Origin of the sequence: Acetobacter sp. DsW_059, from assembly GCF_002153695.1 — a bacterium.
GTDB lineage: Bacteria > Pseudomonadota > Alphaproteobacteria > Acetobacterales > Acetobacteraceae > Acetobacter > Acetobacter thailandicus.
The window spans coordinates 1-16319 of sequence record NZ_JOPI01000041.1; the positions used below are offsets into that span (position 1 = coordinate 1).

The window sequence follows — 16319 nt, forward strand, 5'->3', positions numbered from 1 at the left end:
TCCGCAATCCATATCGCTGCAAGCTTCATCTTCTATCTCAAAGAATGAGTCCTGAGCCTAGCTGTTATAAAAGCAAAGGCGGCATAAACCGCCCTGCCCTTACATCCTTCAGTCAGAGTTTCATTGTGCCGTTATCAATAAAGCGCTGATGCCATGACAGAGCTTCTTTCAGCAGATGTGGTGTGTGCTTGCCGAAAGATTCTTTGAGAGAGCGATCGAAATAATCCTGAAGCATTGGCTTATAATCAGGGTGAGCACATTTCGAAATAATTGTGCGTGCACGATTAACTGGTGACATGCCACGCAGGTCAGCAAGGCCCTGCTCTGTTACAAAAATCTGCGTATCCTGCATGATATGATCAACATGCGCTGCCATAGGCACGATAGCAGAAATTGAACCGCCTTTAGCCGTAGAAGGTGACAGGAAGATGGACAGATAAGCATTACGGGCAAAATCGCCTGAGCCGCCGATACCGTTCATCATTTTTGAACCCATAACGCGCGTTGAGTTCACGTTACCGTAAATATCAGCTTCAATCATACCGTTCATAGCAATACAGCCAAGACGGCGGATAACACCCACGTTGTTGCTGATATCCTGCTGACGCAAAATGAGTTTCTTTTTAAAGAAATCCATCCGGTTATTAATTTCAGTCGCAGCTTCCGGGCTCAGCGAGAACGATGTCGCTGAGGCAATACGCATACGGCCGGAATCCAGCATAGACAGCATGCCGTCCTGGATCACTTCGCTGTAGCCGATAAGGTTTTCAAACGGGCCTTCGTTCAGGCCGTCAAGCACCGCATTGGCAACGTTACCAACGCCTGACTGCAATGGCAGGAGTGAAGGAGGCAGACGCCCTGTTTTTACCTCATGCTGAAAAAATTCAAGCAAATGCCCTGCAATCGCCTTAGCCGCGGCATCCGGGGCTGCAAAAGGAGCATTACGGTCAGAATCATTTGTTCTGACAATAGCAGCAACTTTAGAGGGGTCGAGCCGCAGTGACAAACCACCGATCCGGTCATCTGCCCGGCGCAGCGGAATAATATCACGCCCTGGCGCACCACTGACATTGCCATCCCAGATATCATGAATGCCCTCAAGCTCTGCATTCTGCCATTCATTCACTTCGATGATGACTTTATCAGCAAGATCGAGAAAGGTCTGAGAGTTACCAACTGACGAGGTTGGCACAATGCCACCGTCTTCGGTGATGGCCGTTGCCTCAACCACTGCAATATCAAACTTACCGTAATTTCCCTGCTCAGCCCGGGCTGCTACCTGACCAAGATGGTTATCAAAATAGTCTGTTTCATTTGCATTAATACGGTTACGCATTCCCGCATCTGTATTAAACGGTGAACGGAAAGACACACCGTTTACTTTTGCCAGCTCACCATCAAGCTGCGGGCCTGTTGATGCACCTGTAATCAGGCTGATGCGATACTCGTCACCTTTTGCCTGAGCTTCCGCCATACGTTTAGCCAGAGCGCCCGGAACACTCTTAGGGTACCCTGCGCCGGTAAAACCACTTGTGCCAACAACATGACCATGACGGATCAGGGCTGCGGCATCTTCAGCCGAACAAACTTTACTGCGCAGTGATACGTTACGAATGCGCTCTTTCATGAGAGAACTTCCTGTTTTTCTACTTTTATGTTTTTCAGCACGACATCTTACAACGCCGTAATTTAAGCTAGTTTAGGCAGAAAACGCCCTCTCTGACTTTTCACATGCTTGTGCATCAGGCAATTATGTACAAAATGTGTTCTCTCTTTTTATGCAGCCGTAGCCAGAGCCCACTGTAAGACTGATAAAGCGGATAAATGTTAATGCCCCGAGGTTTTTATATTGACGGAAAAGTGAACCCTGCACTTAAAAAAGGACTCCGCATTATCGGTGATGTACACGGGGATTTTGAAGCTTTCCGTCACGCAGTTTCAACTGATCGCTATATTATTCAGCTCGGAGACCTCATTGACTACGGCCCGGGAAGTGCCGGTGTGCTGCGCGTCATGATGGACATTATTGATAAAGGAAAAGGTTTTTTTCTGATAGGCAACCATGACCGGAAGCTGGGTCGTGCGCTTATGGGGCGTAAGCTGCGTTCTGATCCGCCTTTAGAAAAAACTCTCGCTCAGCTGAACCGCCCCGAAAACGAAGATGTCCTCGACCGTATCCTGCCCTATCTGGAAGACGCACCAGCGTGGGCCGTTCTGGGGCAAAAAGCCTTTGTCCATGGTGCGTTCGACCTGCGCATGCTGCTTGAACCACCACCGCCTGCGCTCGGGCGTGTCACCTTTCTGCTCTCACGGGCATTATTTGGTGAAACCACCAACCGTGTGCAGAAAGACGGATACCCCGAACGATGCCTGAACTGGGTTAACTATATTCCAACCGGCTATACTGTTTATTGCGGTCACGACCAGCGCTCAACTAACGGCTGCCCGCTGACACTGCCTGGCCGGGCTGGCGGGCAGGCCGTTTTTACAGACACCGGTGCCGGCAAAGGCGGCCATCTGGCATGGATTGACCTGCCGGCAGAAGCACTTGATCTCGAAAACATTCCTTCCTGACAACAATCACGATATACTGCCTCCCTGTCCCTTTTCAAAAAATGAGTTTAGCGTGTCAGATCAGCCCACCCCCGTTGAAGCCCTCCTCACCCTTCGTCACAGCATCGATAATATTGATGCTGCGCTTGTCTCCATGCTGGCTGAGCGTTTTCGCTGCACACAGGCCGTAGGCGCCCTTAAAGCCCGCCATCATATGCCGCCGGCTGACCCTGCGCGTGAAACACGCCAGATTGCCCGTCTGCGCAGGCTAGCTGAAGAAGCGCGTCTGGACCCGGATTTTGCAGAAAAATTCCTGACTTTCATTATCAATGAAGTTATTCGTCACCATGAGGCTATTGCCCGTTCAGAAACTGATAAAACATCAGCGTGACCGCACGACGCCTGATACTGCTCAGACATACTGAAGCAGCTCCGGCACCCTTTGGTGACTTTAGCGAAGAGGCTGACCTTGCCCGCCCTCTGACACAGAGGGGGGAAGAAACGGCACGACGCTGTCACCTCTGGTTGCAGGAACGGATGCCTGTGCCGGATTATATTCTTTGCAGCCCCGCACAACGCACGCGCCAGACACTCTCAGTCGTGGTGCCACAACCTCATAAACCGGTTATCTTCTCAGCACAGCTTTATAATGCCTCATGGCAGTCTTTGCTTCAGAACATTCAGGCCGCACCGGATTATGCACAAACTATTCTGCTGGTTGGCCACAACCCTGGCATTTCTGAGCTGGCCCGCATTCTTGCCTCCCGCGACAGCCAAACAGAATGCGACTTCACACCTGGCGCACTTGCCATATTCTCTTTGTGGAAATGCGATAGCTCTCCGGTCTCCCTGGGCTGGTCAGACTGTGATGCACTAAGCCTTTCTCTGGACACATTCTCGCGACCCTGACACCGAAAAACCGCAGTTTTCCGGGAACGCATTCCGCGATAACGACCGCTTTACCGTGAAGCTCCTTTTCGTTTCCTGCAAGATCAGGGAAAGATGATCCGCAAATCTGATCGTGGATCACAGCACGATATTAAAAGCATCAAAGGAACGATTATGAGCGCATCGCAAAACGAAGGTAAGCAGAGAACCGCTACCCTCTCGCTCGACGGTAAAACAGCCGAATTTCCTGTCCTGTCAGGCACCCTGGGCCAGGATGTTATCGACATCCGCACGTTACCTGCGCAGCTTGGCGCATTTACATTTGATCCGGGATATGGGGAAACCGCATCCTGCAACAGCAAAATAACCTTTATTGATGGCGATAAGGGCATTCTCCTTCATCGCGGCTATTCAATTGCTGAGCTGGCCGAGAACGCAACTTTTGAAGAGGTCATTTACCTTCTTCTGAATGGCGAGCTGCCTGACCAGAATGAATATAAAAAATTCACACACACACTGACTAATCACACCCTTCTGCACGAACAGATTCGCAATTTTTTCAACGGGTTCCGTCGTGACGCTCATCCAATGGCAATGCTGTGTGGCACTGTGGGAGCTCTGGCAGCATTCTACCCTGATGCCGGTGACATCGCAATCAAAGCCAACCGCCAGCTGGCTGCAATGCGTTTAATTGCAAAAATTCCGACCATCGCCGCATGGACTTATAAATACAGCCTGGGTGAGGCCCTGATTTACCCCCGTAATGACCTGAATTACGCTGAGAACTTCCTTTCTATGATGTTCACACGTGTATCAGAGCCTTACAAAATCAATCCGGTGCTTGCACGAGCAATGAACCGCATTCTTATCCTTCATGCGGATCATGAACAGAATGCTTCGACCTCAACCGTACGAATGGCTGGTTCAACCGGTGCAAACCCATTTGCCTGCATCTCTGCTGGTATTGCTGCTTTGTGGGGACCCGCACATGGTGGTGCAAACGAAGCTGTGCTGAAAATGCTCGAAAAAATCGGCACTAAAGAGAATATTCCGGCCTTTATCAAACAGGTTAAAGACAAAACCAGCGGCGTTAAGCTTATGGGCTTTGGGCATCGTGTTTATAAAAACTTCGACCCACGCGCTAAGATTATGCAGAAAACCTGCTACGAAGTGCTTGACGAACTGGGCATTAAAAACGACCCGCTGCTCGACCTGGCCATTGAACTTGAAAAAATTGCGGTCACTGACGAGTATTTCGTTCAGCGTAAACTCTACCCTAACGTTGATTTCTACTCAGGCATTATTCTTAAAGCTATGGGTATTCCAACAAGCATGTTCACTGTGCTGTTCGCTCTTGCCAGAACAACAGGCTGGGTCAGCCAGTGGCTGGAAATGGTTGAAGAACCAGGACAGCGTATCAGTCGCCCTCGCCAGCTTTATACCGGGGCAGCCCCCAGAGCATTTGTTCCATTCAGCGAACGCTGAAAATACTGAAGGCCGGAAATTTTTCCGGCCTTTTTTATATCTGCCCCGTCCTTACAGATATCACGCCAGTAAATACTCAGGCTCAGGCCTCATTCTTTAAGATAGAAGATGGCAGTTGCGGCGATATGAATTGCGGACATGAAAGTATGAGCACAGCGATCGTATCTTGTCGCCACGCGTGGCACGCCGTGCGCCAGAGGAAAAAACGGCTCAACCCGCTTCATCTGACATTCAGACAACAAAAATACATTGCTCACAGGCTCACCTCCATCGGTAAGCCCGTTGAATCACAACAACTCTCTCACAGCAATAAATTAACAGGTCCTGACCCTGGGGGAAAAAGTGCCAGCTAAATTTATTTCAAACCGGCATCTCTGAGTGCATTATCATACCAGACTTCAAAATTAGCAATTTTGTAGGAATTTTCTTTATTTCCTAAATCAGCGACAACAATTGCAGGGTTACCAGAGTGGTCATTTCCATTAAAAAATGCGGCCCAGTCACCGTCTCGCGCAAAAGGGATGGGATCAATATCTGAAAAATACTTCCACCCTTCTGTTTTACAACTCATTCTTAATTTCCATTCCAGTTGACCCGATTGGGAACGAGAATCTAAAAACCACCACATAAAGTATTTTAAAGGTCGAAACGTTTTTTCGAGATCTAAATATGTTTGCGGGTAAGAAAAACCTTCAGGTAAAATCTCAGGATCGTATGATTTACACACGCTTTGCATCATTTATTTTCCGGTTATAACAGGGTCATATAGTGACCCATTAGGCTCAGGCCTCATTCTTTAAGATAGAAGATGAAACGTGCTGCGATATGAATCGCGGACATGAAAGTATGAGCACAGCGATCGTATCTTGTCTCCACGCGTGGCACGCGCCGTGCGCCAGAGGAAAAAACGGCTCAACCCGCTCCATCTGACGTTCAGACAACAAAAATACATCACTCACAGGCTCACCTTCATCGGCAAGCCCGTTGAATCACAACAACTCTCTCACGGCAATAAATTAACAGGTCCTGAGCCTAAGTGGCGCACATTCCATCAGATAATGAGACATAACAAAAAAGGCGCAGAGCCAGCCCTGCACCTGATATAAAATTATTTTTTAAAACTGTTGATACGCTATCAGGGACAGTCGCAGCCGTTGGTCACCCCGTCAGCCTTACGTACAATATGATGATCAATCCACTCTGAAACAAGGCGCCGCGCTTCGTTCAGCGATGCTTCAGGGTGGTGAATACGATACAGAGTGGTGCATGCGTTGAAAGCGGTAAGATCCTGTGTACCAACCTCACGCAGCTCCTGATATGCCGTAATGACGGCCCGTTCGCACTTGCGGGTAATCCGACTCGCTCCGGTAGCCACGACATTTCTCCTAGTTGATAAACATTCTTAACTTTCGCTGATTAAAGGCCAGATTATGGCCAGATGCAAGAGCAAAAATATTACAAACCTTCACGTCTGTTTTACACATCAGTTTTATCTTAATTACCCGTTATGTTTACTGCATAAAAGAACAGAGTGAAAATCAAATTATTTTCTGGCTGAAAAATAAGACCAGAAATGCAATGAAGAATGGATTTTCGCGCTGTCAGCGGCTATGCCAGCATCAGTTTAACTCCTTTTATCGTGTGAGGAAGTGCTCATGACATCACCAGAAAATCTGGCTTCGTCCTATTCTGGCCAGGCCAGCAGCTGGGATCACGATGCCGCTTTGACAACAGCACGTCTGCTTTTAGAAATCAAAGCCGTCAATTTTCGCCCTGAAGACCCTTACACCCTGACGTCTGGCTGGAAGTCACCCGTCTATATCGACTGCCGTCGCATCATTTTCTTCCCTCGCGCCCGTACAAAGATTATGGAGCTGGGTGTTGAAAAAATTGGCCGTCATGTAGGCTATGAAAGCCTGGATGCCGTTGTAGGCGGCGAAACTGCTGGTATTCCCTTTGCTGCATGGATGGCTGATCGCATGCTGCTGCCAATGGCATATGTGCGTAAAAAGCCTAAAGGTTTTGGTCGCAATGCTCAGATCGAAGGTGATGTGCCTGAAAACATGCGCACCCTGCTGGTGGAAGACCTGACGACTGATGGCGGTTCAAAAGTAAAGTTTGCGAATGCCCTGCGTGAAGCGGGTGCTGTCGTTAACCATGCTTTTGTTGTTTTCTACTATGGCGTTTTCCCTGGTGTGCACCGCACCCTTGCTGATATGAATGTTACCCTGCATTCTCTGTGCACCTGGTGGGATGTGCTTGAAGCCTGCTCAACACACCCTTACTTCTCAGAAAGTGCTGCCTCAGAAGTACGTCGCTTCCTTGAAGACCCATGTGCGTGGTCAGCCCGACATGGTGGGGTTGCGACTCTTGAAGAAGCAGCTGCTTATAAAGCCCGTCAGGGATAAAACAGATACTATGAGCCTTACTGCACGTTCAGGGTTACCCCGTATTCTGACTTTCGATTCAGGAATAGGTGGCCTTGGTATCGTGCAGGCCATAAGAGAACTCAGCCCGACTCTGGCCATTGACTATCTGGCAGATACAGCTGTTTTCCCTTATGGCGAACAGGATGATTTATTTTTAACGCAGCGTATTGTTACGCTTATCTCGCAGGCGATCGACAGGCTGAACCCGCATCTTGTGGTTATTGCCTGCAATACCGCCAGCACTCTCGCTCTTGATGCACTGCGCGCAGCGCGACCGGATATGCAGTTTGTCGGCTGCGTGCCCCCCATCAGATGGGCCGCCCGCACAACACAGACCGGTGTTATCGGCCTTGTTGCCACCCGTGCAACGACACGACGCCCTTACCTGGGGCGGCTGCACGCACTTTATGCTCCTGAATGTACTCTCATTGCGCATGCCGCGCCGGGTCTCGCTACTCTGGCAGAGAAAACATTCCGTGGTGATGATGTCTCTGCAGACTCTGTGAGACAGGAAATTGCTGGCTTATTTACACATAAAGACAGTGACCGACTTGATACTATTGGCATTGGCTGCACACATTATACATTCATACTCGACCAGCTAAAAGCCGTTTCACCACCTCACATTACCTGGCTTGACCCTGCCATGGCGGTTGCACGACAGGCCTTAACCCTGCTTCGTGCTGCCCCTCCCCCCACTGACAGGCCTGTACCCGATCAGGCTCCCGCTGCGTGGTTTACAGCCCCGCCACTACAGGCAGATAAACTTCTGCCCCGCCTTACGCATTATGGCTATTCTGACATCAGAGACTGGGCAGATGACGCACCGCATATGTTGCTGGCAGATATAAAAGAATCTGCAAAATAAAAAACACTGACCGAAATATCTCCGGTCAGTGCCTGTTAGTTCTGCAAAAAAAATGAACGTAAAAGTCTGTCAGCTTTCGCGACTGGCTGAGTAACTTGCTGTTTCAGTCAGAAGCGTTTTAAGAGCGCTTTCTTCAAAAACACTCAGAGAAGCCCGCGCCTTCTGGGCATAGTCTTCTGCCTTTCTGAGCGTTGTTGCTATTGCATCAGTCTCTTTAATTAAACGCAAAGCTCTATCAAGGTCTTCAGGCTGCTGCTCAGTCTCTTCAATCACACGGCGCCAGAAAACCCGATCCTCTTCACTGCCGGCTTCATAGGCCGCAAGCACAGGCAGCGTGACCTTACCTTCTCTGAAATCATCACCAACTTCTTTACCCAGTAGAGCCTGGTCTGCTGCATAATCAAGAGCATCATCAACCAGCTGGAACGCCATACCCAGGTTTGCACCATACAGACGCAAGGCCTCACGTTTTTCGGCCGGAACCTCACCAATAACGGCGCCAACCTCACAGGCTGCGGCAAACAGAGCGGCAGTTTTACCATAAATGACCTGAAGGTACTGATCGACCGAGGTAGACAGATCATTCTGGGTGGTCATCTGCATAACCTCCCCCTCTGCCAGCGTAGCAGACGCAGCAGACAGAATAGCCATGACACCGAGAGAGCCATCAGCTGTCAGAATCTGAAAGGCACGCGCAAACAGGAAGTCACCAACCAGAACTGAGGCCTTATTGCCAAAAATAGCATTGGCGCTGGCAAGACCGCGCCTGAGCTGACTTTCATCAACCACATCATCATGCAGCAAAGTCGCAGTATGAATAAACTCTACACATGCTGCAATTTCAACATGCCGTAAATTCTGATCCCCTGCGTCATACCCGCAGAGACGTGCCGAAGCCAGTGTCAGCAAAGGCCTTAAGCGCTTACCGCCCGCCGCGACCAGATGTGCTGCGAGCTGAGGAATCAACGCCACAGAACTCTGCATACGATCAATAATCACCTGATTACATGCCCGCATATCTGCGGCAAGATAATCAGCCAGGGCTTTTAAGCCCGCTTCTCCTGGCTTACTCACTGAAATACTCAATCCATCCTGGCTTTGTGGCCGTGCCGAATTTCGACAGACTAATGATACTATTCAAACGCTACTTCCCCCAGCCAATGGAATAAGTTGACGCACTCTCATATGCGGGGCACCAGAACAGCGTCAAGCTTCAACCGTTTTACAATAAACTGATAATTCTGATCAGAGCCGGGTATGTCTTTTATGTCCTCTCTTTCGTCTGGCACCCTTATGGCCGGAAAAATAGTTTATGACCAGTTTCTTTCCGGCAACCGAACAGGGCTTGAACCAGTCCTTATTGCGGCTGCTGTGCCCGCACGCGCAAAGCAGCGGGTCGCTGAAATAGGCTGCGGCGCAGGTGCAGGCCTGCTCTGCCTGTCTCAGCGCCTGCCTGAGCTGGATTTATGGGGTATTGAAGCAGACGCCCCCTCGATTGAACTGGCCCGCCACAATCTTGCCGCCAATAAGCGCGAGAATGTGACATTATTGCAAGCCACTTTCCCTTATGATTTGCCCGGGACACTACCTTTCTGTCGATTTGACCATTGTTTTGCGAATCCGCCATGGCATCCGACCGAAGGTACACCCTCACCTCATGCTCAGCGTGATCTCGCCCGTCGTGCCCTGACTGATACGCTTGAAAGCTGGATCAAAGGCTGCACGCGCCTGCTCAGACATAAAGGCAGCCTGACACTCATTCTGCCGGCCTCTCTTATGAGTCGCGCCTGTACAGCACTGACAGAACACCGCTTTGGTGATGTTACACTTTTTCCGCTCTGGCCAAAAACCGGACGTGAAGCACGCCTCATGCTCATTCAGGGAAGATATGGCGTGAAAGGACCGTCACGCATTTTGCCAGGGCTGACCCTGCACACACCCGAAGGCGGCTTTACACCTGAAAGCAGTCGCATTCTTAAAGAGGGAGAGGCTCTGCGCCTCTCACTGCAACAGGTGCAGGCTGCCACCCGGGCGAACCCGGGCAACAGCTAAAGATATTTTATTCAAAAACAGAGGCTTCGAAAGCCTCTTCCCACGTTCCGGTGGTCGAGGCACGACTATATTCCGTTGCCCGGTTTTCGAAGAAGTTCGCATGCTCAACAGCATTAAGCATATCATCAAGCCATGGAAGCGGGTTGTTCTGCGTTTTATAAATTGGCTCAAGACCCAGCTGAATCAGACGACGGTCAGCAATAAAGTGAATATAACTCTTCACCTGCTGCGCATCGAGCCCCTCAACAGAACCCATTTCGAAAGCAAGGTCAATAAACGCTTCTTCATGTTCAACAATTGCACGGCAGATATCATACAGCTCATCACGGAGCTTATCTGTCCAGATTTCCGGATTTTCGTGCACAAAGGTTTTGAACAGTCTGATCGTTGAAAGACAATGCAGTGTTTCATCACGCACCGACCATGAAACGATCTGCCCCATACCCTTCAGCTTGTTAAAGCGCGGGAAATTAAGCAAAATTGCAAAAGAAGCAAAAAGCTGAAGTCCCTCTGTGAAGGCACCAAAGGCTGCCAGAGTTTTGGCAATTTCGTGCTTACTATCGACCGAAAAAGCCTGCATATAGTCATATTTATCTTTCATTTCTTTATACTTAAGAAATGCAGAATATTCTGACTCAGGCATACCCAGCGTATCAAGCAGATGGCTGTAAGCCGCTATATGAATGGTCTCAATATTCGAAAATGCTGAGAGCATCATCAGCACTTCAGTCGGCTTAAACACCCGGCTGTAATGCTTCATATAGCAGTTGTTCACTTCAACGTCTGACTGCGTGAAGAAACGGAAAATCTGCGTTACCAGATGGCGTTCCGTATCATTCAGTACACGATGCCAGTCTTTAACGTCGTCAGCCAGAGGCACCTCTTCAGGCAGCCAGTGCAGACGCTGCTGTGTCAGCCAGGCATCATACGCCCAGGGGTACCGAAAGGGTTTGTAAACTGGATTGGAGGTGAGCAGGTCAAAATGCTCTTCACCATTATTCCCGGTTTTTTCTTCGCTCATGATACGTCCTGAAAAATAAAAACTTAAAAATCAAACAATTACTGACAAGAAAGGCACTCATCATAATCGGTCGGATTAGCAGGAGCCGGTCTTGCTGCATCACGCTGAGCGGCATCAGCAGCCAGCACACTGTCTTTTGTCAGTACATCACTCACTGTATCTGCACGCTGAATAGAAAGCGAACGGCAGTAATACAATGATTTTAAACCTTTTTTCCATGCCAGATGATGAATCTGATGCAGGTCACGCTTATGCACATCAGCCGGCAGGAACAGATTGACAGACTGCGCCTGACAGACAAACGGCTGGCGATCTGCTGCGTGCTCAACAATCCAGCGCTGATCAAGCTCAAACGCTGTTTTATAAACGTCTTTCTCGTCATCACTCAGGAAGTCGAGACCCTGCACACTGCCCTTATTCAGAGTAATATGTGACCAGACCTCATCTGTATCCTTACCTTTAGAGGCGAGTAGTTTCTGCAAATGGCGGTTGCGGACTGTAAATGAACCAGAAAGCGTTTTTTGCAGGAACACGTTAGCCGCAATCGGCTCAATACCAGGGCTCGCATTACCGGCAATGATTGAAATAGATGCCGTTGGCGCAATTGCCATTTTGTTAGAAAAGCGCTCGTGCACACCATATTCTTCTGCGTCCGGGCATGGGCCACGCAGATCAGCCAGTTTGCGGGATGCCGCATCCGCCTGGGTACGGATATGTTTAAATATCTTACGGTTCCAGGATTTTGCAACTACGCTTTCGAACGGGACTTTCTTTTCCTGAAGGAAGGAATGGAAGCCCATAACACCCAGACCAACAGACCGCTCACGCATTGCAGCATAAGCTGCCGTGGACATTTCAGGCGGAGCGCGATCTATAAAGTCCTGCAACACGTTATCAAGGAAGAGCATAACATCTTCAATGAACTGCGGGTTATCATGCCACTGTGCCCAGGTTTCCAGATTGAGCGATGACAGGCAGCAGACAGCCGTACGCTGCTTGCCGTGATGGTCGATACCGGTTGGCAGCGTGATTTCTGAGCACAGGTTCGAGGTTTTAACCTCAAGGCCCGCCAGCTTATGGTGTTCAGGACGGGCATTATTCACATGGTCAGAATAAACCACATAAGGCTCACCCTGCTCCATACGAGCTGTCAGAATACGGATCCACAGACCACGAGCCGAAACGGTACGCACAACCGTACCATCTTTAGGTGAAATCAGGCCCCACTCACTGTCAGTCTCAACAGCACGCATAAAGGCATCTGACACCAGAATACCATGGTGCAGGTTCAGTGCCTTACGGTTCGGGTCGCCGCCGGTGGGTCTGCGAATTTCAACAAATTCTTCAATTTCAGGATGCCAGACAGGCAGATAAACCGCAGCTGAACCACGACGCAGCGAGCCCTGGCTGATCGCCAGTGTCAGGCTGTCCATCACCCGGATAAAAGGAATAACGCCTGAGGTTTTGCCGTTACGCCCGACATTTTCACCAATAGAGCGCAGGTTACCCCAGTACGACCCGATGCCACCACCACGGCTGGCCAGCCAGACATTCTCATTCCACAGCCCGACAATACCTTCCAGGCTGTCGCTGGCTTCGTTCAGGAAACATGAAATAGGCAGACCGCGCGAGGTGCCACCGTTGGAGAGAACAGGTGTTGCTGGCATAAACCAGTGCTGGCTCATATAATCATAAATACGCTGAGCATGTGCAGCGTCAGCGCCATAATACGAGGCTACACGACCAAACAGATCCTGGTAGCTCTCATCTGGCAGAAGGTAACGGTTATCAAGCGTTGCTTTGCCAAACGGCGTCAGAAGGGCATCACGCGAACGGTCAACACGGACCTGATGATAGCCCGGGAGCTGAACCATGTCATCGAGCTGTGAGGGAGAGAACATATCACACATCCCGGGCTCGCGTGGCTCAGAACAATAGGTTTTTGCTTCCTGAACGTCGACGAGACTCATGGATCGCTGGCTCCGCTTTAATAGTTAATCACTACGGGTGTATATCAGGGCTTCAAGAGCAACACCACATTTCGTGCTTTTGCTTGATGAAGCCCCCTATATCTAGTGTTTTTTTTACACATTGCCCACGAAAAAAACTTGCATCTCACTTTTGCTGCGGTTTTCAGCGGATTCCTGAAAATTAAAAAAAAGTCACCTCTCTTCTTAGCCCTCCTGAATCAGGCCAGACAATTCCATGCGACGCCGCGTCGTCTCAATTCCCTCAGCAACCAGCAGCGCAGCCTCAAGCGCGCGCCGGCCCGCACGTGCGTCAACCACGACCGAAGCCCCATCCAGGCAGGCCGCAACAAAAGCCTCATGCTCAGCGTGCAGCGAATCACTTTCCTTCCAGGTCATCGATTCTCGTCTGAAGCCCCCTGTACCAGGTAAGGGCAGGCCACGCTCGCGCCCTATCATCACCAGTTCGCGCTTACCAAAATCAGCTGACAGATAGCCCTCCTGCGAGAACAGGCGCATTCTGCGCTCAGTTTTGAGAGAAATTCTGCTGGCTGTAATCGTTGCGACGCAGCCGTTTTCAAAGCGCACCCGCGCATTAGCGATATCCTCATGATCTGAGCTCACCGCTGCCCCAAGGGCATCAACCTGCGCGATAGGGCTATCGACAATCGCCATCACCAGATCCAGATCATGAATCATCAGGTCAAGAATAACGGATACATCTGTGCCGCGTGGTTTGAAGGGCGCGATACGTGTCGCCTCTATGTAAAGAGGGCGCGTAATACGCTGCGTAATCGCGGCATGCTCAGCGGAATAACGCAGCAAATGCCCGACCTGACAGACCAGACCCGTCTCATCAGAGAGAGCCACAAGCTGGTCAGCCTGTTCAAGAGTAGCCGCAACCGGCTTTTCAACCAGCACATGTTTGCCTGCTCGCAGAGCTTTAACAGCCAGGTCGAAATGAAATTCTGCCGGTGCAGCAATCACCACGGCATCGCACAAAGCAAATAAGGCCTCTGCTGTATCAAACACAGGGCATTGCGCCTCTGAAGCCACCAGGGCAGCACGCTGCGAATCCGGGTCATACACACCAGCCAGCACCTCACGGGCCACACTTCCGACCTTAAGCGCATGATAACGCCCGAAATGTCCGGCTCCGATAACGCCTGTCCGCAATTTTTTCTGCACTTTTCTTCTCCGCCTCAACGGGCGTGCTCTCCTGTATCGCGGCTTTGCAACACCTGCCACGCGCCCTGTCCTGATCTGCCATTCTACTATGGCTTAATTTTACCACCTTATAAAACCACAGCACGGCATTTTGCACACCAGCCTGAGATTTCCCCTGCCCGCACAAAACAGGCAGACGAGACACAGTTCACCATAAAATATATCATAAACGATGGGTTTATGGCTGACGAGTGTTGCATCATCTGGCAGAGAGCGGCATGTTTCGCCAACCCAAACTGACAATTTCAGGTGAGAATGTACTACAGCCGACTTAAGATGGCCCTGGTTTTAGGTGTGTGCCTGGCAGGTCTGCTGCTTTGCCTCCCCAATGGCCTGCGCAAGCCCGTCCCCTCCATCCCCTGGCGCCAGGTCCATCTCGGACTGGACCTTCGCGGTGGCTCCTATCTGCTTATGCAGATCGATCTGAAAAGCCTGACGCACGACCGGTTACAGGCACTGGCCGACAACATGCGTTCAACATTGCTGCAGGCCCAGCTTGGCTACCGCAATATCACCGTCGACACGGACAAAAGCGCAGTTACGTTTACCCCACGTGTGCCCTCAGAAACTGAGGCTGACCTGGCTGTTCTGCGTAAAATGCCTCAGGCCGCCCCACACGAATTTACTGTAACAGCCGGGCCGAACGGCACCATTGCCCTGACACTCTCGCCTGAAGCTATGGAAGCGCGCGCGCGCTCAGCCATTGCCCAGTCGATTGAAATTGTCCGCCGCCGTATCGACGGAACGGGCGCGATTGACCCTGAAATTACGCGCCAGGGTGATGACCGTATTGTAGTAGAGCTGCCTGGCGTCAGTGATCCTGAACGGATTAAAAACCTGCTTGGCACAACAGCCAAAATGACCTTCAGGCTGGTTGATGCCAACCCGATGCACGCCTCGGCTCCGCCTCCTGGCGTTACTCTGCTGCCGATGTATGACTCAAACGACAGCACGACTCTGCCGGTCTACGACCACGTGGATGTCGACGGTACGAGCCTGACAAATGCGGCAGCAACAATTGATTCTGACAGCGGTGGCTGGGCGGTTGCTTTCTCACTCGACTCAACCGGGGCTCATGCTTTCTCAGACATCACACGCGCTCACGTTGGCGAACGCTTTGCAATTGTGCTCGACAATAAGGTCGTTGAAGCCGCTGTTATCAGAGGCCCGATAACTGGCGGGAATGGTCAGATTACCGGTGGCTTTAATAAAGACAGCGCTACAAACCTGGCTCTGATGCTTAATGCCGGCGCTCTGCCCGCCCCATTGACCGTTGTTGAACAGCGTACCATTGGCCCGTCACTGGGTGCTGCCTCTATCCGTGCCGGTATGTTTAGCCTGGCAACAGGCTTTGTCCTGGTTATTGTGTTTATGGCACTGTTTTATGGCCGTTTTGGCTGGTATGCCAACATTGCTCTGCTGGCCAACCTGGTGCTGATGATGGCTATTCTCTCGCTGTTTGAAGCCACACTGACTTTGCCAGGAATGGCCGGTATGCTTCTGACCCTGGGCATGGCGGTTGATGCCAATATCCTGATCAATGAGCGTATACGTGAAGAGGTGGCGCGGGGCCGCAGCCCTCTCAACGCGATGCAGGTCGGGTTTGAACGGGCTACATCAACTATCGTAGACAGTAATGCGACAGCCCTGCTGGCACACGTCATGCTGTTTGTGTTCGGCACAGGCCCGGTCAAAGGTTTTGCCCTGACAATTACCATCGGTATTGTCACCACCCTGTTTACCACTCTCTTCCTTTCCCGACTGCTTATGGTTCGCTGGTACGCTCTGACGCGCCCGGCAAGCCTGCCGGTCTGAGACGAGGCGCATCA

The 16319-nt window shown here is 50.7% G+C and carries 15 protein-coding genes; 8 read left to right on the forward strand and 7 right to left on the reverse strand.

The window, feature by feature from the left end; translation table 11 throughout:
• Positions 1-112: 112 nt before the first annotated feature.
• Positions 113-1627, reverse strand: coding sequence for a succinate CoA transferase (locus HK25_RS09435; RefSeq protein WP_086554117.1), 1515 nt, complete (start codon positions 1625-1627; stop codon positions 113-115).
• A 203-nt stretch (positions 1628-1830) separates the two neighbouring features.
• Between HK25_RS09435 and HK25_RS09440 the strand changes: the two genes are divergently transcribed.
• The 4 genes from HK25_RS09440 (at position 1831) to gltA (ending at position 4926) form a co-directional block, all read left to right on the forward strand.
• On the forward strand, positions 1831-2574 hold the full coding sequence (locus HK25_RS09440; protein ID WP_086636046.1) for a metallophosphoesterase: 744 nt from the start codon (positions 1831-1833) through the stop codon (positions 2572-2574).
• Between the two features lie 52 nt (positions 2575-2626).
• Positions 2627-2944 (forward strand): chorismate mutase, encoded by a 318-nt coding sequence (locus tag HK25_RS09445; protein ID WP_086554115.1) that lies wholly within the window; start codon positions 2627-2629, stop codon positions 2942-2944.
• Positions 2941-3462 (forward strand): histidine phosphatase family protein, encoded by a 522-nt coding sequence (locus HK25_RS09450; protein ID WP_086636047.1) that lies wholly within the window; start codon positions 2941-2943, stop codon positions 3460-3462. The genes HK25_RS09445 and HK25_RS09450 overlap by 4 nt, the downstream gene beginning before the upstream one ends.
• Positions 3463-3615: 153 nt before the next feature.
• Entirely contained in the window at positions 3616-4926 is a 1311-nt protein-coding gene (gene gltA / locus HK25_RS09455; RefSeq protein ID WP_086554224.1) for a citrate synthase, read from the forward strand.
• A gap of 355 nt (positions 4927-5281) precedes the next feature.
• On the opposite strand, the gene HK25_RS12805 is transcribed toward gltA, so the two are convergent.
• Positions 5282-5665, reverse strand: coding sequence for a hypothetical protein (locus tag HK25_RS12805; protein ID WP_143295983.1), 384 nt, complete (start codon positions 5663-5665; stop codon positions 5282-5284).
• 396 nt (positions 5666-6061) lie between these two features.
• Positions 6062-6301, reverse strand: coding sequence for a hypothetical protein (locus HK25_RS09465; RefSeq protein ID WP_086554113.1), 240 nt, complete (start codon positions 6299-6301; stop codon positions 6062-6064).
• A 280-nt stretch (positions 6302-6581) separates the two neighbouring features.
• Here HK25_RS09465 and HK25_RS09470 point away from each other — a divergent pair, with 280 nt between their 5' ends.
• Both HK25_RS09470 and HK25_RS09475 read left to right on the forward strand, forming a co-directional pair.
• Positions 6582-7334, forward strand: a complete 753-nt coding sequence (locus HK25_RS09470) for an orotate phosphoribosyltransferase (protein WP_086554112.1) — start codon at positions 6582-6584, stop codon at positions 7332-7334.
• Between the two features lie 10 nt (positions 7335-7344).
• The gene (locus HK25_RS09475) at positions 7345-8223 is read left to right on the forward strand and encodes a glutamate racemase (RefSeq protein ID WP_086636049.1); all 879 of its coding nucleotides are present in this window, start codon (positions 7345-7347) and stop codon (positions 8221-8223) included.
• A 69-nt stretch (positions 8224-8292) separates the two neighbouring features.
• Here HK25_RS09475 and HK25_RS09480 read toward each other — a convergent pair whose 3' ends face one another.
• A complete protein-coding gene (locus HK25_RS09480; RefSeq protein WP_086554223.1) occupies positions 8293-9240 on the reverse strand; it encodes a polyprenyl synthetase family protein in 948 nt (315 codons plus the stop codon).
• Between the two features lie 249 nt (positions 9241-9489).
• Here HK25_RS09480 and HK25_RS09485 point away from each other — a divergent pair, with 249 nt between their 5' ends.
• The gene (locus HK25_RS09485) at positions 9490-10275 is read left to right on the forward strand and encodes a tRNA1(Val) (adenine(37)-N6)-methyltransferase (protein ID WP_233127783.1); all 786 of its coding nucleotides are present in this window, start codon (positions 9490-9492) and stop codon (positions 10273-10275) included.
• A 7-nt stretch (positions 10276-10282) separates the two neighbouring features.
• Here the strand turns inward: HK25_RS09485 and HK25_RS09490 are convergent, their stop codons facing one another.
• From HK25_RS09490 to HK25_RS09500, 3 genes are all read right to left on the reverse strand, one after another.
• A complete protein-coding gene (locus HK25_RS09490) occupies positions 10283-11296 on the reverse strand; it encodes a ribonucleotide-diphosphate reductase subunit beta (protein WP_086554109.1) in 1014 nt (337 codons plus the stop codon).
• Between the two features lie 38 nt (positions 11297-11334).
• Entirely contained in the window at positions 11335-13206 is a 1872-nt protein-coding gene (locus tag HK25_RS09495) for a ribonucleoside-diphosphate reductase subunit alpha (RefSeq protein WP_369822917.1), read from the reverse strand.
• Positions 13207-13470: 264 nt separating this feature from the next.
• On the reverse strand, positions 13471-14451 hold the full coding sequence (locus HK25_RS09500) for a Gfo/Idh/MocA family protein (protein WP_086636050.1): 981 nt from the start codon (positions 14449-14451) through the stop codon (positions 13471-13473).
• Positions 14452-14739: 288 nt separating this feature from the next.
• Here HK25_RS09500 and secD point away from each other — a divergent pair, with 288 nt between their 5' ends.
• Positions 14740-16305 carry a protein translocase subunit SecD gene (gene secD, locus HK25_RS09505; RefSeq protein WP_173560242.1) on the forward strand — a complete coding sequence of 522 codons (1566 nt, stop codon included), beginning with the start codon at positions 14740-14742 and terminating at the stop codon, positions 16303-16305.
• Positions 16306-16319: the final 14 nt, after the last annotated feature.

What these genes read in the sequence shown, in the direction of transcription:
- HK25_RS09485 (WP_233127783.1), top strand. Translation starts at nt 9,490, where the DNA reads ATGTCCTCTCTTTCGTCTGGCACCCTTATGGCCGGAAAAATAGTTTAT.
- HK25_RS09475 (WP_086636049.1), top strand. Translation starts at nt 7,345, where the DNA reads ATGAGCCTTACTGCACGTTCAGGGTTACCCCGTATTCTGACTTTCGAT.
- HK25_RS09490 (WP_086554109.1), bottom strand. Translation starts at nt 11,296, where the DNA reads ATGAGCGAAGAAAAAACCGGGAATAATGGTGAAGAGCATTTTGACCTG.
- HK25_RS09440 (WP_086636046.1), top strand. Translation starts at nt 1,831, where the DNA reads ATGCCCCGAGGTTTTTATATTGACGGAAAAGTGAACCCTGCACTTAAA.
- HK25_RS09480 (WP_086554223.1), bottom strand. Translation starts at nt 9,240, where the DNA reads ATGCGGGCATGTAATCAGGTGATTATTGATCGTATGCAGAGTTCTGTG.
- HK25_RS09470 (WP_086554112.1), top strand. Translation starts at nt 6,582, where the DNA reads ATGACATCACCAGAAAATCTGGCTTCGTCCTATTCTGGCCAGGCCAGC.
- gltA (WP_086554224.1), top strand. Translation starts at nt 3,616, where the DNA reads ATGAGCGCATCGCAAAACGAAGGTAAGCAGAGAACCGCTACCCTCTCG.
- HK25_RS12805 (WP_143295983.1), bottom strand. Translation starts at nt 5,665, where the DNA reads ATGATGCAAAGCGTGTGTAAATCATACGATCCTGAGATTTTACCTGAA.
- HK25_RS09495 (WP_369822917.1), bottom strand. Translation starts at nt 13,206, where the DNA reads ATGTGTGATATGTTCTCTCCCTCACAGCTCGATGACATGGTTCAGCTC.
- HK25_RS09435 (WP_086554117.1), bottom strand. Translation starts at nt 1,627, where the DNA reads ATGAAAGAGCGCATTCGTAACGTATCACTGCGCAGTAAAGTTTGTTCG.